Source organism: Bacillus sp. CFBP9009, assembly GCF_036541465.1.
In the GTDB taxonomy this organism is placed as follows: Bacteria; Bacillota; Bacilli; order Bacillales; family DSM-1321; genus Peribacillus.
The window spans coordinates 586108-605070 of record NZ_JAZHFU010000002.1 but is presented as its reverse complement, the minus strand read 5'-3'; the positions used below and the strand labels follow the sequence as shown (position 1 = coordinate 605070).

Below are 18963 nucleotides of genomic sequence, written 5' to 3'. Positions count from 1 at the left end.
TAATACATGCTCTTTATAATTTACAAATATAATCACCTAGTGTTTTCGATAGCTTTACATTTTCCGAATAATCGACATCCACATCAATCAAGACAATTTCCTGACTCGAAATCGCTTCTTCTAATGCATGAAGCAATTCATCGGAGTGGGTTACTTTCACTCCTTTAACCCCAAAACTTTTTGCGAATCCTAAAAAGTCTGGGTCTGTAAATTCAATCGCATTCGTACGATCAAATTTATTCAATTGCTTCCACTCGATAAGGCCAAATTTTGAATCATGGAAAATGACAATAACGAAGGCAAGACCCAGACGTTTGGCAGTTGCCAATTCAACCCCATTCATCAGAAATCCACCATCCCCTGTAACCGCAATGACAGGTTTATCAGGTTTTGCCAATTTGGCCGCAATGGCACCGGGAACCGCAATACCCATTGATGCAAAGCCATTAGAAATGATAGTGTGATTAGGCTTTTCCGGCTGATACATCCTGGCAATCCATAATTTATGGGCGCCCACATCCGAAATGACAATGGCATTCCCTTTTTCCGCCTTTTTTATATCAGCAATAATTCGCTGAGGGATGATAGGGCTTCCTGATACTTCATCCGAAGAATGAAGCTTTTCAACAATCTGAGACCTTAACCTTTTAACTTCTGGCCAAAGTTCTTTTTTTGCTACACTAGTAGTCAAGGCTTCTAGCGCCTCTGTGACGTTACCGACCAATTCGGCTTGAACCGGGTAATAAGCATCTATCTCAGCTGCTCTGGCATCAATATGAATAATCGGATTTCTCGCCTCATCGTTCCAATATTTTGGCAAGTACTCGACGAAATCATAGCCGACGGTGATAATGAGATCAGCCAAATCAAACCCGCATAGAACATAATCCCTTGCTTGCATTCCTACTGTAAAAAGGGTCAATGGATGGTCAGAAGGTAAAACTCCTTTGGCCATGAACGAATTCACAACGGGAATTTGCTTCTCTTCTGCAAATTTCCGTAAGGACTCAGCAGCTCCATCGCGAACTACGCCATTACCAGCTAGAATAATCGGCTTTTTAGCGCGATTGATTAATTCTACGGCTTTTTTGATTTCTTCCTCGGCAGGGCGAGATCTTGGCATTGGTGTAACCCTTAGTGGTTCACCTTCTGTATCCATCATCGCCACATCTTCAGGGAGCTCGATATGTACGGCTCCCGGCTTTTCAATGACAGCTGTCTTAAATGCTTTACGGATAATTTCCGGAATAGTATTTGGTACCTTAATTTGTTGATTCCATTTCGTTACTTCCTCAAAAACGCCAATAATGTCCACATATTGATGCGACTCCTTATGAATGCGATCAAGGCCCGCCTGACCTGTAATCGCGACAACAGGGGAATAATCCAGATAAGCATTTCCTATTCCTGTCAATAAATTAGTTGCACCCGGTCCCAATGTGCCCAAGCAGACGCCAGGCTTTCCAGTTAGCCGACCATAGATGTCTGCCATAAAAGCTGCAGCTTGTTCATGATGAACCAAGATAAATTCAATATCAGAGTCTATTAGAGAATCAATAAGATCCGTATTTTCCTCACCAGGTATCCCAAAAATATACTGAACCCCTTCATTCTCTAAACATCTTACAAACAAATCAGATGCCTTCAAATTATTCCCACCTCGACAATTTCAATTTCTTTCCCTATATGTTGGCTTTGCCCACTAGAAATTATGTGCATGCGTATTATAAAGAAATTCAGGGTCATGTAAATTAACCTCAATAGTCATAACTAGGAGGGGTAAAATGGATATCGCAAGTCGTTTAAATTATTATCTCATTTTTTACTGATGCACTATAAATCCGGCCCGGATTTCGGCAATATTTATTTAACGAGGAAACTGAAGGGAAGCATTTTCAAGGGATGACTTCGAACATATTGTTGAAAGCGCAAAGTATATGCAAGATGTAATTGGGTTTGGCTCAAAACGTGATTTAATGAAGAAGTCCTTATTATTCGGAATGCTAGTCCCCATATTAGTCGAGAAGAAAAAATTTGATAAAGAAACGAAGGTGATGACCAAAAGATATATCTTATTGAGAGATCGCTTCTTAAGCAGGGAAAGGAAGAATGGGAGGATGAGGAATCGTCTGCTTATATATTGGATGACCATGATGATGTAATCATTGGCCCAAGAACAAAAACCTCCATTTATATTAAAAGATTTGATCGGGATATCGGCGAGGGGCTAAAATTTCTGTTGGATCAATGATACAAATATCTTGGGACGATTTAAGTACAAGAGGAATCTCTGTACAACCTGCTAATATCCAAAATTATTATTAGAATTTAGGTTTTTTTGCATCTCGAAATTTTTAAAAAACAACTATAAATTATGCAATATTGAATTTTTTATTCTAATACGCATGCTGATATTGCTGATTTTACTAATATTTAGCCGTTTTAACAGTATTTTGTTAATTTGGAATAGGATTTGCATATTTAATAGATAGAAAATTCAAACAAATTAGAAGGAGGACGAGGGAAATGTATATTTCCAAATAACGAGGTTATTTTTTGTATAAACTGGTCTGACCGGTCTGATATCTAAAGCTATGGAGTTGAACTTAAAGATGGCAATTGTAAGTGAAACTGTTCAAAAATTTTTATGTGATTTTATTCTTAAGAATAATCTTACGAGTGGTGACCTGCTTCCGTCTGAAAGAGAATTGGCAAAACTATTAGAAGTAAGCAGATCTTCTGTAAGAGAGGCATTGCAATCACTTTCTGAAAAAGAAATTATTGAAAAAAAAATAGGAAAGGGGGTGTATGTAAAGAAAAGGTTACATCTCAATGATAAGGCATTTTCAAGCACGTTTGAAATATCTGTCAATATCGATAATTCTCTAGACTTATTAGAACTTCGCAAAGTGATTGAAGCTGAAATCGCTTATTTGGCTGCAAAAAGGATAAAACCGAATGAAATTAATATTCTTGAACAATCGCTTGTCGACTTAGAAGTTTGTATTAAAATGGAATCTTCTATTATCGTTCCCGATCTTGTATTTCATAGGACGCTTGCACGATCGACAAACAACCATGTGATTATTGATATGTACAATAATATTTCAGAATTTTTCAAAAAAGTAAGGATTGAAATGGCAACTTATGATGATACAAAAAATGCACTCTATTACCATCAACAGATCTTGAAGGCGGTAAAAAAAGGAGATTCAGATAGAAGTTCAAAATTAATGAAAGAACATATTGAAGATGTGAAAAGCCATTATATCAAAATGGTAGAGGAGTATAAGAGCGTCCAAAACCCATATACCTGATACCAATAAATAATAGGGGGAAATATATTGAGAGCTAAAACCACTGTTACTTCAGGATTAATTCAAGAAGAGCCGAATTTTAAGAGAGTACTAACCCTCCCTTCCCTTGTATTTTACGGTCTTGCTTATTTAATACCTACGACAATTTTTGATATGTATGGAATTGTATCTAATATAACTCACGGAATGTTTTCTCTAACTCACGCGTTAACAGCATTAGCTATACTGTTTACAGCCTTTAGTTATGGCAGCATGGTTGCTGCTTTCCCGGTTTCAGGTTCTGCATACACGTATGCCCAGCAGGCAATTAATCCATATATAGGTTTTTTAACAGGCTGGACTGTTATGATGGATTATCTTCTTGTACCTATGCTGTCTTACGTTATTGCTGCTAACTATATGAATGCGATTTTCCCTGAAATACCTAATTGGATATGGATCCTCGGATTAACTGTCCTTGTGACAACGATTAGCTATGTTGGCATTAACGTTACTGCCAAAGTAAACAATATAATTGTTTTGGTTCAGCTCTCCATTATAGCAATTGTAGCGATTTTTTTAATTGAATTTATTGCCGAAGGAGGAGGAATGGGATCCTTTTTCTCGTGGGATGTATTTATAAACTCTAGTGAGTTTGCTAAACCAGAAGTAGGATGGGGAGTCATTTTTACTGGTGCATCTATACTGGTACTATCATATTTTGGATTTGATGCTGTAACAATGGTAGCGGAAGAAGCTATTAATCCGAGAGTTAATGTTCCAAGAGCGGTATTAATAATTTGTGCGGGTGCGGGTCTTTTATTTACAACCGTATCTTACTTAATGCTATTAGCCTGGCCTGCAGGCTGGAGTGAATTCACAGATGTAAATACGGGAGCACTTGAGTTATTTAAAAAGATTGGATTAGGTATACTCGCTGTTATCTATCCTTTTTTCACCTTGATTGGAGCCATAGCGGGTCCTTTAGCTGCACAAACCTCTTGTTCCCGTATGCTGTGCAAAATGGGGGGCGACAGAATTATACCAAAGTTTTTTGGCTACATTCACCCTAAAAAAGCTACTCCAACAAATAGTATTTTATTTATCGGGTCTCTTAGTTTAACTGCTTTGTTTCTAGATGTAAAAACAGTCATTTCATTAGTAAACTTCGGTGCACTGTTTGGCTGTACCTTCGTAAATATATCTGTTATATTCTATTATTTTATTAAGCAGAAAAAACGTAAAGGCATAAATATTGTACGATATTTGTTATTCCCTTCTATTGGAGCATTAATCACGCTATTCTTTTTATACAAATTGGATATGTATGCAAAGACTGCAGGTTTGATTTGGTTGACAGTTGGAGTTATTTACCTAGGACTAAATACAAATTTCTTTAAAAAACTCCCACCGGAATTAAATATGAATGAAATGAAAGGATGATGCTTTAATGACACAATCATATTGGTTAGCAAATGTATTGCTTGAAAGCGGTTTCGATCGTAAGGATGGAATGGTTACAAAAACAATTACAGAAAACTGTCATATCCTAGTTGAAGAAGGAAAATTCACTAAAATAATCCCAGCTCATGAGGATTTACCCGTTGAATTGCCAGTTCAGGATACGGGCGGACTGCTTATGCTTCCTGGTTTTCAGGATATGCATATTCACCTGGACAAAACATACTATGGAGGTAAATGGAAAGCATGTACCCCATTTGTAGATGTATTTGGCCGAATGAAAGAAGAAGAAGACATGCTCCCGTCTCTTCTTCCTGTAGCGGAAGAAAGGGCGAAGAAGATTTTGGAGCTGCTTTTACAGAATGGAGTAACCCACATACGGGCTCAGTGTAATGTTGACCCTATAATTGGGTTGAAAAACATGGAAGCAGTTTTACAGGCCTTAAAATCATACGATGGACAGCTTTCATACGAGTTAGTTGCCTTTCCTCAGCACGGACTCTTGCGAAGTAATTCCGTTCCACTTGTAAGGGAGGCGTTAAGAATGGGAGCTACTGCTGCAGGGGGATTGGATCCGGCCATAGTAGATGAAAATATTGAAGCTTCATTACATGCACTCATTGAGCTTGCAGTTGAAGCGGATGCAGATATAGATTTGCATTTACATGAACCTGGTCACCTGGGAATTTATACGATGAAGCGATTGGCTAAACTTACAGAAGAAGCAGGGTGGCAGGGAAGAGTTAAAATTGGACACGCGTTTGGACTCGGGGGTGTTCCAGTTGAAGTGGCTGCCGATGCGGCGGAAACTTTAGCTCAAGCGGGTATTTCAATTGCTTCTACTGTACCTATCGATATTCCCACAATTCCAATCCCGTTGCTTCATGAAAAGGGTATAAATGTCTCGCTTGTAAATGACAGCATAACAGATCATTGGGACCCATTCGGCACAGGTGACGTTCTTTACAAAGCTAGTTTGATGGCTGAACGTTTCGCTTGGATTGATGAGTGGTCTTTAGGACGAGCCCTAGGTTTTATTACTGGCGGGAAAACACCTCTTAATTCAGACGGGGAGCGACTTTGGCCGACTATAGGTGATAAAGCGGATGCTGTTTTTGTGGAAGCTAGTTGTTCAGCGGAGGCAGTCGCAAGACGTGCAAGGCGCCTTGCGGTTATGCACAAAGGGAAAATTGTTTCAGGTTCTTTTAATTAAATCTTAGCAAAAAATTAATATTAAAAAAACACTATTCTTTTTGTAGAAATATACAGAAAGGATGGCGTTTTTTATGAGTTTTTCTGTTTTCACGAAATGAATCTTTATTTTCAAGAACTTCACGCCTATTTCTCTCTATCTTCCAATTAGCTAAAGAAGTTGATTTTGTTCAACAAAGTAAATATCAAACGCAAGAATTCTCTATGGAAAGAACCGCGACATATGTATTTAAAAAGGATTCCACCGGTACATGGCGCTGTATAATCGACAACTCTTATGGTGCTGAAATAATTGAAGAATTGAAGTAATAAGTGAAAGCTGCCGTATATGGTGGCTTTTTATTTTTAACAGTGAAGATTAAACGACTTGACAATATACCCCTATAGGTATAATATGAACTCAAAAGTTAAGAAAACACAAATTCACGAGTAAAATGCCCAAACTCACGAGTAAAATGCCCAAACTCACGAGTAAAGTGTTCAAACTCACGAGTAAAGTGCCCAAATTCACGAGTAAAACGTGCAAACTCACGAGTAAAGTGCCTAAACTTACGAGTAAAACGCCCAAATTCATGAGAAAAGCACTCAAATTCAAGAATAAAGTGCCTAAACTCACGAGTAAAACGTGCAAACTCACGAGTAAAATGCCCAAACTCACGAGTAAAATGCCCAAATTCATGAGAAAGGCACTCAAATTCAAGAATAAAATGCAAAATTCACGAGTAAAATGTGCAAACTCACGAGTAAAATACGATTTATTTGGCTATGGGCTTATAATCATAAGCACGATAAGGTTGATTATGCCTATTGAAACATTTTAATGAAGATATCTGACTTGAAAACATTCATGTCATTGCTTCTAATAAACGGGAAGTGAACTTGGGCTGCACTTCTTAACGGAAAAGGAGATTAGCGATTGTTGTAAATAGATGGGAGGCGGAGTATGGAGTATGATAAAAGCAGCATTCATCGCTTGAAGCGGATTGAAGGACAAATCAAGGGTGTTCTTGGAATGATGGAGCAGGGAAAAGATTGCAGGGAAGTCGTCACTCAGTTGTCAGCTGCACGTAATGCCATCGATAGGACCATGGGTGTTATCGTAAGTGACAATCTTGAGAAATGCGTTCGGGAAAACGTCGAGAAAGGAGAAGACACTGATCATTTAGTCAAGGAAGCGGTTAATTTACTAATTAAAAGCAGGTAAAAGAATTAGATCCTTTCCTGTAGAAAAAGGAGTGTTTTTCATGTCTTATATTTTACAAGTGGATTTTAAAATGGAGGGGCCATTTGGTCACGAAATGGTAAAAGAATTTACTGATTTAGCAAGAGGCATTAATGATGAAGAAGGCTTGATCTGGAAGATTTGGACCGAAGACAGTGAGGCAAAGGAAGCAGGTGGCATTTATCTGTTTGAAACGAAGGAATCCGCAAGTAAGTACTTGACTATGCACACAGCTCGGTTAAAAGGGTTTGGTATAGAGAAGGTTAATGGAAAAATATTCGAAGTTAATGAAGGTTTGACTTCAATCAATCATGGACCAATTAAATAAAGAAAACCCTATTCCATTTAATTTTTTAGTGAAGTGGGTTGACGAAATATATTTTTTAAAATAATATATACCCCTATGGGTATAATGTTTAAATATCAATCAGGGGGAAAACATAAATGACTGAAAAGAAAAGAACGACGATCATTTTATTTAGTGGTGATTATGATAAGGCAATGGCTGCTTATATCATAGCAAATGGGGCGGCGGCTTACGATCACGAAGTGACTATCTTCCATACATTCTGGGGATTGAATGCTTTAAGGAAGGATGAGCCGATTTCATTAAAAAAAGGATTTCTTGAAAAAATGTTTGCAAAAATGATGCCGCGTGGTTCTGATAAAATGGGTCTATCAAACATGAACTTTGCTGGGATGGGGCCTAAAATGATTAAACATGTGATGAAAAAGCATAACGCCATGTCACTCCCAAATTTAATTGAGTTGGCCCAAGAACAGGAAATCAAACTTATAGCCTGTACGATGACAATGGATTTATTGGGTTTACAGCAAGAGGAATTATTGGATGGAATTGAGTATGCAGGTGTTGCAGCTTATTTAGCTGAAGCAGAGGATGGAAATGTAAACTTATTTATATAAATGGGGGTTTCAAATGGGAACTATATTTAATCTCATCATATTAGGTTTCATCGTTTGGTTTTTATATCAGCGCTTTGTCCCGGCAAAGGGGATAAAAAATATAAATGCGCTTGAGTTAAAAGCTGTGTTGAATAATAAAGGAAATAAGCAATTCATTGATGTCCGTACTCCTAATGAATATAGGGGCAATCACATTAAGGACTTTAAAAATATACCTCTAAACGAACTTGGCAAAAGGGCACTTGAACTTTCAAAAGATAAAGAAGTGGTTGTAATCTGCCAAAGCGGGATGAGGAGCAGTAATGCGAGTAAAGCATTGAAGAAACTCGGGTTTAATGAAGTCACCAACGTAAAAGGCGGCATGAGTTCTTGGCGCGAATAAAAGGAGGATCTTAAAAAAATGAAAGAAATTTTACCGAATGAAGTGAACACATTATTGAAGGGAAACTCGCCAGTCCATATTATTGATGTGCGGGAGGTGGATGAAGTAAAGGCAGGGAAAATACCAAATGCTTTGAATATCCCGCTGGGTCTGGTGGAATTTAGAATGCAGGATCTGGATAAATCAAAAGAATATATCATCGTCTGCCGTTCAGGGGGCAGAAGTTCAAGGGCGGCACAATTACTTGAGGATCATGGATATAAGGTGTTGAACATGATGGGTGGTATGAATGAATGGGAAGGTCCCACAGAATAATTTTATATCCGATTATACCCCCATCCCTATAAAAGATACAAGGAGGAAATAAAATGATTAAAACAAATTCCGTTTTGGATGCTAAAGGTTTAGCCTGTCCAATGCCAATCGTAAAATCGAAAAAAGCCATGAATGGCCTGGAAGCGGGGGAAGTACTCGAAGTTCAAGCAACTGATAAAGGGTCAACCGCCGACATGAAAGCCTGGGCGGAAAGTTCAGGTCACCAATACTTGGGTACGGTTGAAGAAGGAACAACACTAAAACATTATCTTCGGAAAGCAATCGGAGAAGAAACAGCAGTGAAGAAGCATGGAAAAATCATTTCAAATGAAGAACTTCTTCAACTAATGCAAGAAAACAAAAATATGATCATCCTGGATGTACGAGAATCGGCAGAGTATGCTTTTAATCATATTCCAGCAGCTAGATCCCTTCCAATGGGTGAATTGGAACAAAATATGGGTGAACTTGATAAAGAGTCACAGATTTTTGTGGTTTGCCGTACAGGCAGTCGAAGTGATCTTGCTGCACAAAAACTGACGGCGGCCGGATTTGAACAGGTATTCAATGTTGTACCCGGCATGAGCCAATGGAACGGTCCTTCACAAAAATCCCGTGAATGAAGAAAAGTGACTTTAAAATGGAGGAATATATCATGACGAATAAAGTAGCTATAATCGCAAGTAATGGTGGTTTATTTGATGCATATAAAGTGTTTAACATCGCAACGGCAGCAGCAGCAACAGATCAAGAAGTGGCCATTTTCTTTACTTTCGAAGGCTTGAACTTAATTCATAAAGAAGCGAATGGACAGCTTCCACTCCCTGAAGGTAAAGAGCACTTTGCCGAAGGCTTTAAAAAGGCAAATGTTCCTTCCATTCCAGAATTAGTTACCATGGCACAGGAAATGGACGTCAAGTTTATTGGGTGTCAAATGACCATGGACGTTTTGGGCATGGAAAAAGAAGCTTTCGTTGACGGTATCGAAGTAGGTGGAGCGGTCACATTTTTGGAGTTCGCTAAGAATGCTGATGTTACATTAACCTTTTAATGAACGAAAAATTTTTGAAATCATTAATACTATAGGGGGTATACAATATGGCGTTTAAGCAAATGACAGCCGCTGAGGTTTCAAAGAAAGTAATCAATAAAACCGACTTATTTATTTTGGATGTTCGAAATGAAAGTGACTACAATGATTGGAAAATTGAAGGGAAGAATTTTGAATTCCTTAATATCCCTTACTTTGATCTACTGGATGGCGTGGAAGAAATACTCGATCAAATCCCGGCAAATAAAGAAATCCTGGTAGTATGTGCAAAGGAAGGCTCTTCCGTTATGGTAGCTGAAATGCTATCTGAAGCTGGATTGGATGTTTCTTATTTAAAGGGTGGCATGAAAGCATGGAGTGAACATTTGGAACCAGTGAAAATCGGTGAATTGACCAATGGGGGCAAAATTTACCAATTTGTTCGACTTGGTAAAGGCTGTTTATCTTACATGGTCGTTTCCAATGGTGAAGCAGCCGTTATTGATTCTACTAGAATGATTGATACCTACCTTGATTTCGCCGATGATATCGGGGTGAAAGTTACACATGTTCTGGATACGCACTTACATGCCGATCATATTTCAGGTGGAAGACGTATAGCAGAAGTAACAAATGCTACTTACTGGCTGCCGCCAAAAGATGCGGCTGAAGTAACTTTTGAATATCAGCCATTAGAAAGCGGGAAAGTGATAACGATTGGTCATACTGCGATTGATATCCAAGCATTATATTCCCCGGGCCATACTATTGGTTCGACTTCATTTGTGGTCGATCAAAAATACTTGCTAAGCGGGGATATACTATTCATTGATTCGATTGGCAGACCGGACCTAGCAGGGCTGGCTGAGGATTGGGTAGGCGACTTGAGAGAAACACTGAATACACGTTATAGAGAATTATCAGACGAGTTAATCGTATTGCCATCACATTTCATGATCATTGATGAATTGAATGAAGATGGAAGTGTCGCTAAAAAGTTGAGTGCGCTGTTTGCTGAAAATCACGGATTGAACATTGCAGATGAAACGGAATTCAGAGAGCTGGTAACAGTTAATTTACCGCCTCAGCCAAACGCTTATCAAGAAATTCGCCAAACTAATATGGGGAAAATCGAGCCTGATGATGAAAAACAGCGCGAAATGGAAATCGGGCCAAATCGCTGTGCGGTTCGTTAATACCGATAAAAAAAGAAGCCAAGAAAATAGGAGGAATGAAATATGCATTCAGATAAAGTGTTAGATGCTAAGGGACTAGCTTGTCCAATGCCGATCGTTAAAACGAGAAAAGCGATGAATGATTTGCAAACCGGGCAAGTGCTGGAAATACATGTAACCGATAAAGGAGCTAAAGCCGACTTAGCCGCTTGGTCAAAATCCGGTGGCCATGAACTGGTGGAAACGGCAGAAGAAAATGATATACTGAAATTTTGGATTAGAAAAGGCTGATAAAGAGAAGGGAACCATTAGGGTTCCCTTCTTTTAAGGGAGGCACTTACAATGGATATCACCTTTATCATTACCATCTTTTTGATTGGTTTTATAGGTTCATACGTTTCAGGAATGCTCGGCATCGGCGGTTCGATAATAAATTATCCAATGCTGCTGTTTATTCCCCCAATCTTCGGTTTAGCGGCATTTAGTGCCCATGATGTGACAGGTATAAGTGCTGTACAAGTCTTATTCGCTTCCATCGGAGGTATATGGAGCTATCGTAAGAGCGGGCATTTAAATAAAACGCTTATTCTCTATATGGGGATCAGTGTGTTAATCGGAAGCGTGGTTGGAAGTTTTGGATCACAATCGATGTCGGAAAACGGAGTGAATATCGTCTATGGCATTTTGGCGTTGATAGCTGCTGTCATGATGTTCATTCCGAAGAAAGGGATAGATGACATTCCTTTGAATCAAGTTACATTCAACAAATGGCTTGCGGCCATCCTTGCCTTAATCGTAGGTTTAGGTGCCGGGATAGTCGGTGCCGGAGGGGGCTTTCTATTAGTTCCGATCATGCTTATCGTTTTAAGAATACCAACCAGGATAACGATTGCGTCTTCATTAGCTATCACATTGATTTCATCCATTGGTGCAACAGTAGGAAAAATCTCAACGGGACAAGTTGACATCTATCCGGCATTGATCATGGTAGTTGCTAGTTTAATAGCATCTCCGCTTGGGGCGATGGCCGGTAAAAAAATGAATGTAAAAGTGCTGCAAGTCATACTGGCTTTATTGATTTTAGCAACGGCTGTGAAAACTTGGGCAGGGATCATGTCTTAAGGTATGATCTGGCTTGAACTTGACAGGGAAGGGGTCGTGGGTTCGAATCCCTCACAGGTCATCAACTAACAAAGGCTTAAATCCTTGATATAACAAGGATTTGGGCCTTTTTTTGTTTTTAAATATATAGTTCATTATGTATTATTTACTTAATTGTTGGCGTAATGGTGGCGGATAGAGAAGGATTTAAACGTACTACAGGTCAATTATTTGTAATAATTAATATTTCAAGGAACTTTGAGAAAAGCCTTTTGCTTATCTGCTAACGATGGAGGTTAAAAATAAGACCGTCTTTTTGGCTTTTCTTTAAAAGGTACATAATCATATTCTTCGGTAAAATCCACTTTACTATAATGTGTTGGATTACCTTTACTAAGAAATACCATCCACGGGAATACTTCTTGGAAGCTCTGAACATGAGCATGAAGACTATGCAAAATATTGGCAAACGATGAAAGACTTCAGAAATAAATTTTCAGCTCACAGAGAGAGTGGTAACAACGAACCTGTACCCTACTTTGATATTGCGCATAATGTAGCACTTCATTACGTTTCTTGGCTTGAAAAGTATAATACAATGCCTTCACTTGAAATGATTGTAGAACAATATCAAGAAGAATTACAACCAATGATAGAAAAAGGAGGAAAGTATGGAAGAGTAATTAATAGCAAATTCCTTTCCTTTTAGGGGGTCTATTAGGGGATTAATCACACTTCTCGTAGGACTTACCCTCCACTTCAGTATTATATAGTAAATATTTCCTTTATTTTTAACTGTGTGATTTTAATTTCTCAACAGTTTATTATATTGATAAAACTACTATAATGAAGTAAGACTTTAAAAGGGAAGTGATAGTTAAATGCTTTATATTAGCGATATCGAAAAGATAATTAAAAACACATTAAATGAGCACAATTTGGATATTATTTATGAATTTGACAATAATCTAAGTGCACCTATGAGTTATAACGTATCGACCAATACTATAAAATTCAATTACCTTCAAGTTAACGGGTATAAAGGGAAAATTAGAATTAAAGAGACAGAGGAAGACTTTGTTAAAATTATTCTTTATCGTATGATTGGTTATTATTTAGATTTTAAGAAGAACAAACATGATTTAAGGATTTTAATGTATGGTCACGAAGAAGAAAAAGAAAAGCTAAAATTTGAAATAGAAACTAATGCTTGGGATTATGGGAGAACATTAATACCTGAACAACTATTGGAGTCATATGATAAAGTTCGTGAATTAGATAAAATGCAAATAAATTAATGTACTCTAAGAAAATGGAGACCCGACTTTAAACTAAAACAAGAAAAAGAAGCCTCCTTGGAGAATCTCTCTGGAGCTGACTTTTGAGTGAGAAATTAAACTGATATCCAATAAGACAAGACCCAGAGAAAGAGGAGTTGTCTTAGAAAGCTTGATAAATAAACAAATAGAAAATGAAGTTCAAAGTTCGTGCTCAATTTCAAGGAATAGCATATCGATTACTTGAATAAAGAAATACACTGGACTGAACATACTTCTGAAGAAAGGTTTTATTAACAACATATACTAGATAAAGAGGAAAGAGAATTATTGTTGAAGTGAGCTACAGAGAACGATTGCGTAGATAAGTATTATGACCTGCTCATCCAACAATTTGTTCATAGCAGTAATTTCGATACAGCAGACCATAATTACGATGTTTTTATCCAACCAAACTTGAAGCAATTTAATCGAGAACAATTTCTTGCTATATATGATGGTATTAACAGAAACCGTCAATGTTATCCGCATAGATTTGGACGCTTAGTGCTATCATTGTAAATTCGGTTTTATTAATATTTCCTTTTGTATATATGATCTTAGGAACAGTGATATTTGGTGTTTAAGTTTTTGATAATACTGTTGGCCTTTCTTCAATTAACAGGTGCTTTACTTCAATAAGAGAGTTGCTTTGGCAGCTCTTTTTCTTATGGAACTATCGGGACAGGTTAGTTGAATAAGAATATATTAAAAAACTGAAAAACATTCTAATGAAAAGAATGGTTTTTGTATTTATCCCTTTTGAAATATGTTATTATTTGGAATATTAAATCATTTATCAATAGGGATGTGCATATTGGTGGAAGTCAGTATTAAAAAGACCAAATTGAATGAAGTCGAAGATTTATTAGCTATACAAAAAGAAGTTTTTGCAGAAGATTATGCCTTATATGAAGACCACGATTCAACCCCTGTAAATGAAACGGAAGCAAAATTAATCGAAAACATTGAGCGATTTTTTCATTACACTATATTGTCGGACAATGCTATTATTGGAGCAATAGATATTCGCCCTTTGGATGAAAACCGATTAAGATTAAGTAAATTATTCTTAAGAAATGAATTTCAAAATAAAGGACTTGGAAGTAAGATAATCAAGTTAATGGAGTCCGAATTTCCGTTGATAAGAGATTGGAGCTTATATACTCCTTATTTAAACAAAAGAAATCACCATTTTTATGAAAAGCTAGGTTATATAAAAATAGGTGAAGTACAAGTTACTGAAAAACTCCAGTTATTTAAATATGAAAAAAGATTATAAGATTATTTATGTTTTTCTTCTCTTCTATAAGAGCTATCTTTAAGTTGTAGTGGCGACTTTTTCCGATTTCTCAAAAAAAGATTGTGAAGGATTGTACTTAAATTTACAGGTGCGTTAGTTCAAGAAGGAATAACAAGGAGTGAGTGGAAATGAGTTTGGCTTCATATATTGGCAGTTGTTTAAGGTGAGTTTGACTTGCTAAATGTAAAGAAATATCAGTTTACTACTACTTACGTTTATGAGGTATCAAGTCATTGGGGAATTGATATTTCAGAATATATGAACCCAAAAACGTGTGCCGAATCGACAAAGAAGCTAATAGAATTATGTGAAATTATGGACAGTTACCTTGAGAAAGGTGATTTTTTCGAACTTTATAGTTGTTGGGTAGGAGAAGAAGCTGAAAAGCGAGATAGTGAGATGACCCTCCGAATCAATAACTTTGATATTGATGAGATTAAAATTCCCGAAAAAACGTTAGTTAGATTTGAAAAATGAATTTTTCTTCTTCAACTAACGGGTGCGTTAGTTGATTAAGACAAATAAAAAGAGAGCTACCCGAAGGTAGCCCATAGATATTACTTTGTTATATGCAGTAGTGAACCAACCAGTGATAGGTATGAGACAAATAAGTAAAAATAGGTTATTTGTAATTCATTATAAATCGAGGTTATTTTTTGTTTACTTGACGTCCACTTTTTTTTGGGCTCTGTGAACTTGTGTTTCCAATTTGAAATTCATTACCTAGTTCAACATCATTTTTATTATCCTGATTCTCGATTTGCTTTCTCGTTTGATCCTTGTTTTGCATTCCTTGTTTAGACAATACGTATCCATCTCGCTTTCAATGTTATTGTTTTTAATATGCGCAAGTTTAAGGAAAATACGTATTATTTATTTAAAAAATAATTCTTGTTTAGTAACTTATTAATGGTTTTTTTTATTAGAAATTTTTTCGTTTTTCTTCGGTGTCTTACTTCAATAGGGGAGGGGAGTTGCATCGAGTTTAGCTGCTAATCGGCAGCTTCTTTTATCAATAAAAGAAGAAATTAGTTTAAGTTTGTGAAATATTGTACTTAAACTTAGGGTGCGTTAGCTTAGGAACGGAGCTGTCTTTAAGGCAGCTTTATCTTTATGCAACTATCGGGGCAGGTTACTTCAAGAAGGCAAAAAAAACATGAGGGCTAATCCCAATGTTTTTTTTATCTTATTGTTGTTTAGCTAAGGCTAACTTTAATCCAAATCCAATTAAGACAAGTCCCGTTGCTTTATCCATTATCCTTTGTACTTTTGGAGACATTAGCCATTCACGTAAATAGTTAATGAAAAAGACATAAATAAAAAACCAAGAAATAGACAGTAGTGTGTAAATAACACCCATTATTATTAGTTGTTGGGTTGCGTTTTCTCCTGTTTTAACAAATTGAGGTAAAAATGTTAAGAAGAACATTGCAACCTTTGGATTGAGTACATTCGAGAATAGACCTTGTTTAAAAGCTGACTTTTTCATTTCGAAATTATTTTGTTTTTCAGCACTTGTAGATTTCTTCTTTTTCCTAGAGATGAATGAAGACAATCCAAGGTATATCAAGTAAATCGCACCAACATATTTAACGATTTCAAAAGCAACAGTTGACTGCATCAAAATAGCTGAAAGTCCAAAAGCAGCAGCGAATGTATGGACTAAAGATCCAGTTGTAATACCTAGAGCCATTTTATAACCATCTTTTCTTCCGTCTGTAATGGTCCTTTTCGTAATAAGTGCTGTGTCGATACCTGGGCTCATCACAACAAATAACGAAAGGACTAGAAACGTAAAAAATTCATTCATTTTCCCCACTCCCTTACTGACTTGTAAAATGCCATCTGGTACAATAAAATTTAACATTTATTAAGTATAGTTTAACAGATGTTCGATTGTAAGTTAATTATAATTTAATAAAATTAAATTATTTTTAATTTTATTTATAAGGAGTATAGTAATGGAAAATATAGATATTGGTAAAAAAGTAGAGAAATACAGAAAAGCCAAAGGGTGGAGCAGTAGAGAATTAGCGAGAATAGCCGAAATAACACCTTCAATGTTAAGTCAGATTGAACGGGGGTTGGCTAATCCCTCAATTCAGACTCTAAAGGTTTTAGCTAAAGCCTTAGATGTTCCCACCTTTAGTTTTTTACTAGAAGAATCTAATACCGAAGATTTAATTGTTAGATCAAATGATCGTAAAAAAATGGTTGTTGAAAACCTTTCGTATGAGTTATTGTCACCTGATTTTACAGGAACACTGGCAACTGCAATTATGAATGTTCCTCCCAATACATCCTCATCTGAAAAGCTTTTGGAACATAAAGGGGAAGAAGTCGCTTTTGTATTAGAGGGGAAAATTAAAGTATTTTTAAATGATGAAGAATATATATTAGAATCTGGTGATAGTGTCAAAATTCCAGCTTATATGAAGCATAAATGGGAAAATAATTTCGATAAAAATGCCTCAATTCTATTTTCAGTGACTCCACCAGCGTTTTAAGTTTCTTGTTGAACTAACGGGTGCGTTAGCTGAAGATCGGAGCTGTCTTTAAGACAGCTTTTCTTATGGCACAACGGGGCAGGTTAGTTCAACAAGATGTATATAATACATTCTATATAAATGAGAACTAATGGAGGCAATATTTCAAATGAAGAAAACTCAAGTTAGGGTGTACTTCAGATTATTTGGTGATGAATTTCCAAGTGAAGAAGTAACGAATAAGTTAGGAATTCACCTACTCTTACTTACATAAAAGGTGAACTCATTAATCGAAGCAATGATTATAACCACGACTCCCCTTTGTATTAAAAAAAAGAAACAGCTCTAAAGGTTCTCTTGAGAATCTTTAATTTTAATTAAAAAAATACGAGCGAAATTTAATTCACTCGTATTTTTTTAAAACGATAGCTGCATTATGACCTCCAAAACCAAATGAATTGGATAGACCAGTACTTATTTCCATTTTACGAGCAACACCTGGTACATAATCTAAATCACATAATGAATCAGGCTTTTCTAAGTTGATGGTTGGAGGAATAATTCCTTCCTTTAAACTTTTTGCCAAAGCAATTGCTTCCACGCCTCCAGCTGCTCCTAACATGTGACCAAGCATAGATTTATTAGCTGTTATTGGGATTTGATAAGCTTTTGATTCAAATAGTTTTTTAATGGCCAGTGTCTCAGATCGATCTCCCACTTCTGTACTTGTTGCATGAGCGCTAATAACATCAATCTCTACAGGAGAAATTTTTGCATTTTTCAAAGCCATTTTCATTGCAAGATAGGCTCCTTTACCTTTTGGGTGTGTAGCTACCATATGATAGGCATCAGAACTCGCACCATACCCAATGACTTCTGCATAAATTTTTGCATCTCTACGTAAAGCGTGAGACAAAGATTCCAAGATTAAAATTCCTGCTCCTTCTGACATGACAAATCCATCTCGATTTACATCAAAAGGACGGCTAGCTTTAGTTGGATTATCGTTTCTCGTTGATAATGCTGTAGCATTACCAAAACTAGCTAAAGATAAATCTGTTATAGCTGCCTCTGCTCCTCCTGCAAAAACGGCATCTGCTTCTCCAAAGCGAATAAGTCTGAATGCTTCACCAATAGCTGTATTTCCGATCGCACAAGCAGAAACAGGTGACATAGTAGGTCCCATTGCGTTCCACTTGATACTAATTTGGGCTGCGGCAGCATTTGAAATCATGGCTGGTACCAGGGTTGGACTAACTCGTCTTGGACCTTTCTCTCGAAGAGTATCCACATTATCAATCAATGTTTCAATTCCTCCTATCCCCGAACCAACATATACTCCAAGTCTTTCTAGATTGATATCATCAATATCTAAATTAGAATCAGTCCAGGCTTGTTCAGCAGCAGCCAAAGCAAATTGAGAAAAGCGATCTAGACGTCGTGCTTCATTTTTTCCTAAAGTATCATCTGCATTAAAATCACGAATGATTCCTGCAATTTTTGCTTTATGATTACTTACGTCAAATGTATCAATAGAGGAAATGCCCGATTTCCCTTCAGTCAGATTTCTCCAAAATTTTTCTACGTTGTTTCCAATAGGAGAGACTACTCCCATTCCGGTAATAACGACTCTTTCCATTTTTTATCACTCCAAATGAATAGTATAGTTGTATTATACTTCGAGATTATCCTATTACAAGTGAGTGTTTATCCTGGTATAATAACTACTAGGTTAAATTG

Annotated in this window: 24 protein-coding genes; 19 read left to right on the top strand and 5 right to left on the bottom strand. The window is 36.7% G+C overall.

The window, feature by feature from the left end; genetic code table 11:
- Positions 1–13 precede the first annotated feature (13 nt).
- A complete protein-coding gene (locus V3595_RS08050) occupies positions 14–1648 on the bottom strand; it encodes an acetolactate synthase large subunit (RefSeq protein WP_485906428.1) in 1635 nt (544 codons plus the stop codon).
- Positions 1649–1937: 289 nt separating this feature from the next.
- Between V3595_RS08050 and V3595_RS08045 the strand changes: the two genes are divergently transcribed.
- The 4 genes from V3595_RS08045 to V3595_RS08030 all read left to right on the top strand — a co-directional run bounded on the left by V3595_RS08045 (position 1938) and on the right by V3595_RS08030 (position 5970).
- Entirely contained in the window at positions 1938–2162 is a 225-nt protein-coding gene (locus V3595_RS08045; RefSeq protein WP_485906427.1) for a hypothetical protein, read from the top strand.
- A 450-nt stretch (positions 2163–2612) separates the two neighbouring features.
- On the top strand, positions 2613–3317 hold the full coding sequence (locus V3595_RS08040) for a FadR/GntR family transcriptional regulator (protein WP_485906426.1): 705 nt from the start codon (positions 2613–2615) through the stop codon (positions 3315–3317).
- Between the two features lie 27 nt (positions 3318–3344).
- On the top strand, positions 3345–4739 hold the full coding sequence (locus tag V3595_RS08035; protein WP_485906424.1) for an APC family permease: 1395 nt from the start codon (positions 3345–3347) through the stop codon (positions 4737–4739).
- Positions 4740–4746: 7 nt separating this feature from the next.
- Positions 4747–5970 (top strand): amidohydrolase, encoded by a 1224-nt coding sequence (locus V3595_RS08030; RefSeq protein ID WP_485906422.1) that lies wholly within the window; start codon positions 4747–4749, stop codon positions 5968–5970.
- Positions 5971–6369: 399 nt separating this feature from the next.
- On the opposite strand, the gene V3595_RS08025 is transcribed toward V3595_RS08030, so the two are convergent.
- Positions 6370–6648: a hypothetical protein gene (locus V3595_RS08025; RefSeq protein ID WP_485906421.1), complete on the bottom strand. Its 279-nt coding sequence runs from the start codon at positions 6646–6648 to the stop codon at positions 6370–6372.
- Positions 6649–6912: 264 nt separating this feature from the next.
- On the opposite strand from V3595_RS08025, the gene V3595_RS08020 reads away from it, so the two are divergent.
- From V3595_RS08020 to V3595_RS07955, 14 genes are all read left to right on the top strand, one after another.
- Positions 6913–7173 carry a metal-sensitive transcriptional regulator gene (locus tag V3595_RS08020; protein WP_485906419.1) on the top strand — a complete coding sequence of 87 codons (261 nt, stop codon included), beginning with the start codon at positions 6913–6915 and terminating at the stop codon, positions 7171–7173.
- Between the two features lie 40 nt (positions 7174–7213).
- Positions 7214–7519 (top strand): monooxygenase, encoded by a 306-nt coding sequence (locus tag V3595_RS08015; protein ID WP_485906417.1) that lies wholly within the window; start codon positions 7214–7216, stop codon positions 7517–7519.
- Between the two features lie 116 nt (positions 7520–7635).
- A complete protein-coding gene (locus V3595_RS08010) occupies positions 7636–8115 on the top strand; it encodes a DsrE/DsrF/DrsH-like family protein (RefSeq protein WP_336866487.1) in 480 nt (159 codons plus the stop codon).
- Between the two features lie 13 nt (positions 8116–8128).
- A complete protein-coding gene (locus V3595_RS08005) occupies positions 8129–8497 on the top strand; it encodes a rhodanese-like domain-containing protein (RefSeq protein ID WP_485906415.1) in 369 nt (122 codons plus the stop codon).
- An 18-nt stretch (positions 8498–8515) separates the two neighbouring features.
- Positions 8516–8812: a rhodanese-like domain-containing protein gene (locus tag V3595_RS08000; protein ID WP_485906414.1), complete on the top strand. Its 297-nt coding sequence runs from the start codon at positions 8516–8518 to the stop codon at positions 8810–8812.
- Positions 8813–8865: 53 nt separating this feature from the next.
- Entirely contained in the window at positions 8866–9435 is a 570-nt protein-coding gene (locus V3595_RS07995) for a sulfurtransferase TusA family protein (RefSeq protein ID WP_485906412.1), read from the top strand.
- Between the two features lie 32 nt (positions 9436–9467).
- Positions 9468–9863 carry a DsrE/DsrF/DrsH-like family protein gene (locus tag V3595_RS07990; protein WP_485906411.1) on the top strand — a complete coding sequence of 132 codons (396 nt, stop codon included), beginning with the start codon at positions 9468–9470 and terminating at the stop codon, positions 9861–9863.
- A 47-nt stretch (positions 9864–9910) separates the two neighbouring features.
- Positions 9911–11038, top strand: coding sequence for an MBL fold metallo-hydrolase (locus tag V3595_RS07985; protein ID WP_485906409.1), 1128 nt, complete (start codon positions 9911–9913; stop codon positions 11036–11038).
- A gap of 42 nt (positions 11039–11080) precedes the next feature.
- Positions 11081–11308, top strand: a complete 228-nt coding sequence (locus V3595_RS07980; protein ID WP_485906407.1) for a sulfurtransferase TusA family protein — start codon at positions 11081–11083, stop codon at positions 11306–11308.
- A gap of 51 nt (positions 11309–11359) precedes the next feature.
- Positions 11360–12139 carry a sulfite exporter TauE/SafE family protein gene (locus V3595_RS07975; RefSeq protein ID WP_485906405.1) on the top strand — a complete coding sequence of 260 codons (780 nt, stop codon included), beginning with the start codon at positions 11360–11362 and terminating at the stop codon, positions 12137–12139.
- Between the two features lie 451 nt (positions 12140–12590).
- Positions 12591–12827, top strand: a complete 237-nt coding sequence (locus V3595_RS07970; protein WP_485906404.1) for a hypothetical protein — start codon at positions 12591–12593, stop codon at positions 12825–12827.
- 172 nt (positions 12828–12999) lie between these two features.
- The gene (locus tag V3595_RS07965) at positions 13000–13416 is read left to right on the top strand and encodes a hypothetical protein (protein WP_485906403.1); all 417 of its coding nucleotides are present in this window, start codon (positions 13000–13002) and stop codon (positions 13414–13416) included.
- 865 nt (positions 13417–14281) lie between these two features.
- Positions 14282–14716 carry a GNAT family N-acetyltransferase gene (locus V3595_RS07960; protein ID WP_485906401.1) on the top strand — a complete coding sequence of 145 codons (435 nt, stop codon included), beginning with the start codon at positions 14282–14284 and terminating at the stop codon, positions 14714–14716.
- Between the two features lie 195 nt (positions 14717–14911).
- Positions 14912–15214: a hypothetical protein gene (locus V3595_RS07955; protein WP_485906400.1), complete on the top strand. Its 303-nt coding sequence runs from the start codon at positions 14912–14914 to the stop codon at positions 15212–15214.
- Between the two features lie 172 nt (positions 15215–15386).
- Here the strand turns inward: V3595_RS07955 and V3595_RS07950 are convergent, their stop codons facing one another.
- Positions 15387–15542: a hypothetical protein gene (locus V3595_RS07950; protein ID WP_485906398.1), complete on the bottom strand. Its 156-nt coding sequence runs from the start codon at positions 15540–15542 to the stop codon at positions 15387–15389.
- Positions 15543–15923: 381 nt separating this feature from the next.
- On the bottom strand, positions 15924–16547 hold the full coding sequence (locus V3595_RS07945; protein WP_485906396.1) for a LysE family translocator: 624 nt from the start codon (positions 16545–16547) through the stop codon (positions 15924–15926).
- A 151-nt stretch (positions 16548–16698) separates the two neighbouring features.
- Here V3595_RS07945 and V3595_RS07940 point away from each other — a divergent pair, with 151 nt between their 5' ends.
- Positions 16699–17244: a cupin domain-containing protein gene (locus V3595_RS07940; RefSeq protein ID WP_485906395.1), complete on the top strand. Its 546-nt coding sequence runs from the start codon at positions 16699–16701 to the stop codon at positions 17242–17244.
- A gap of 382 nt (positions 17245–17626) precedes the next feature.
- Here the strand turns inward: V3595_RS07940 and fabF are convergent, their stop codons facing one another.
- On the bottom strand, positions 17627–18862 hold the full coding sequence (gene fabF, locus V3595_RS07935) for a beta-ketoacyl-ACP synthase II (protein WP_485906393.1): 1236 nt from the start codon (positions 18860–18862) through the stop codon (positions 17627–17629).
- Between the last annotated feature and the right edge of the window lie 101 nt (positions 18863–18963).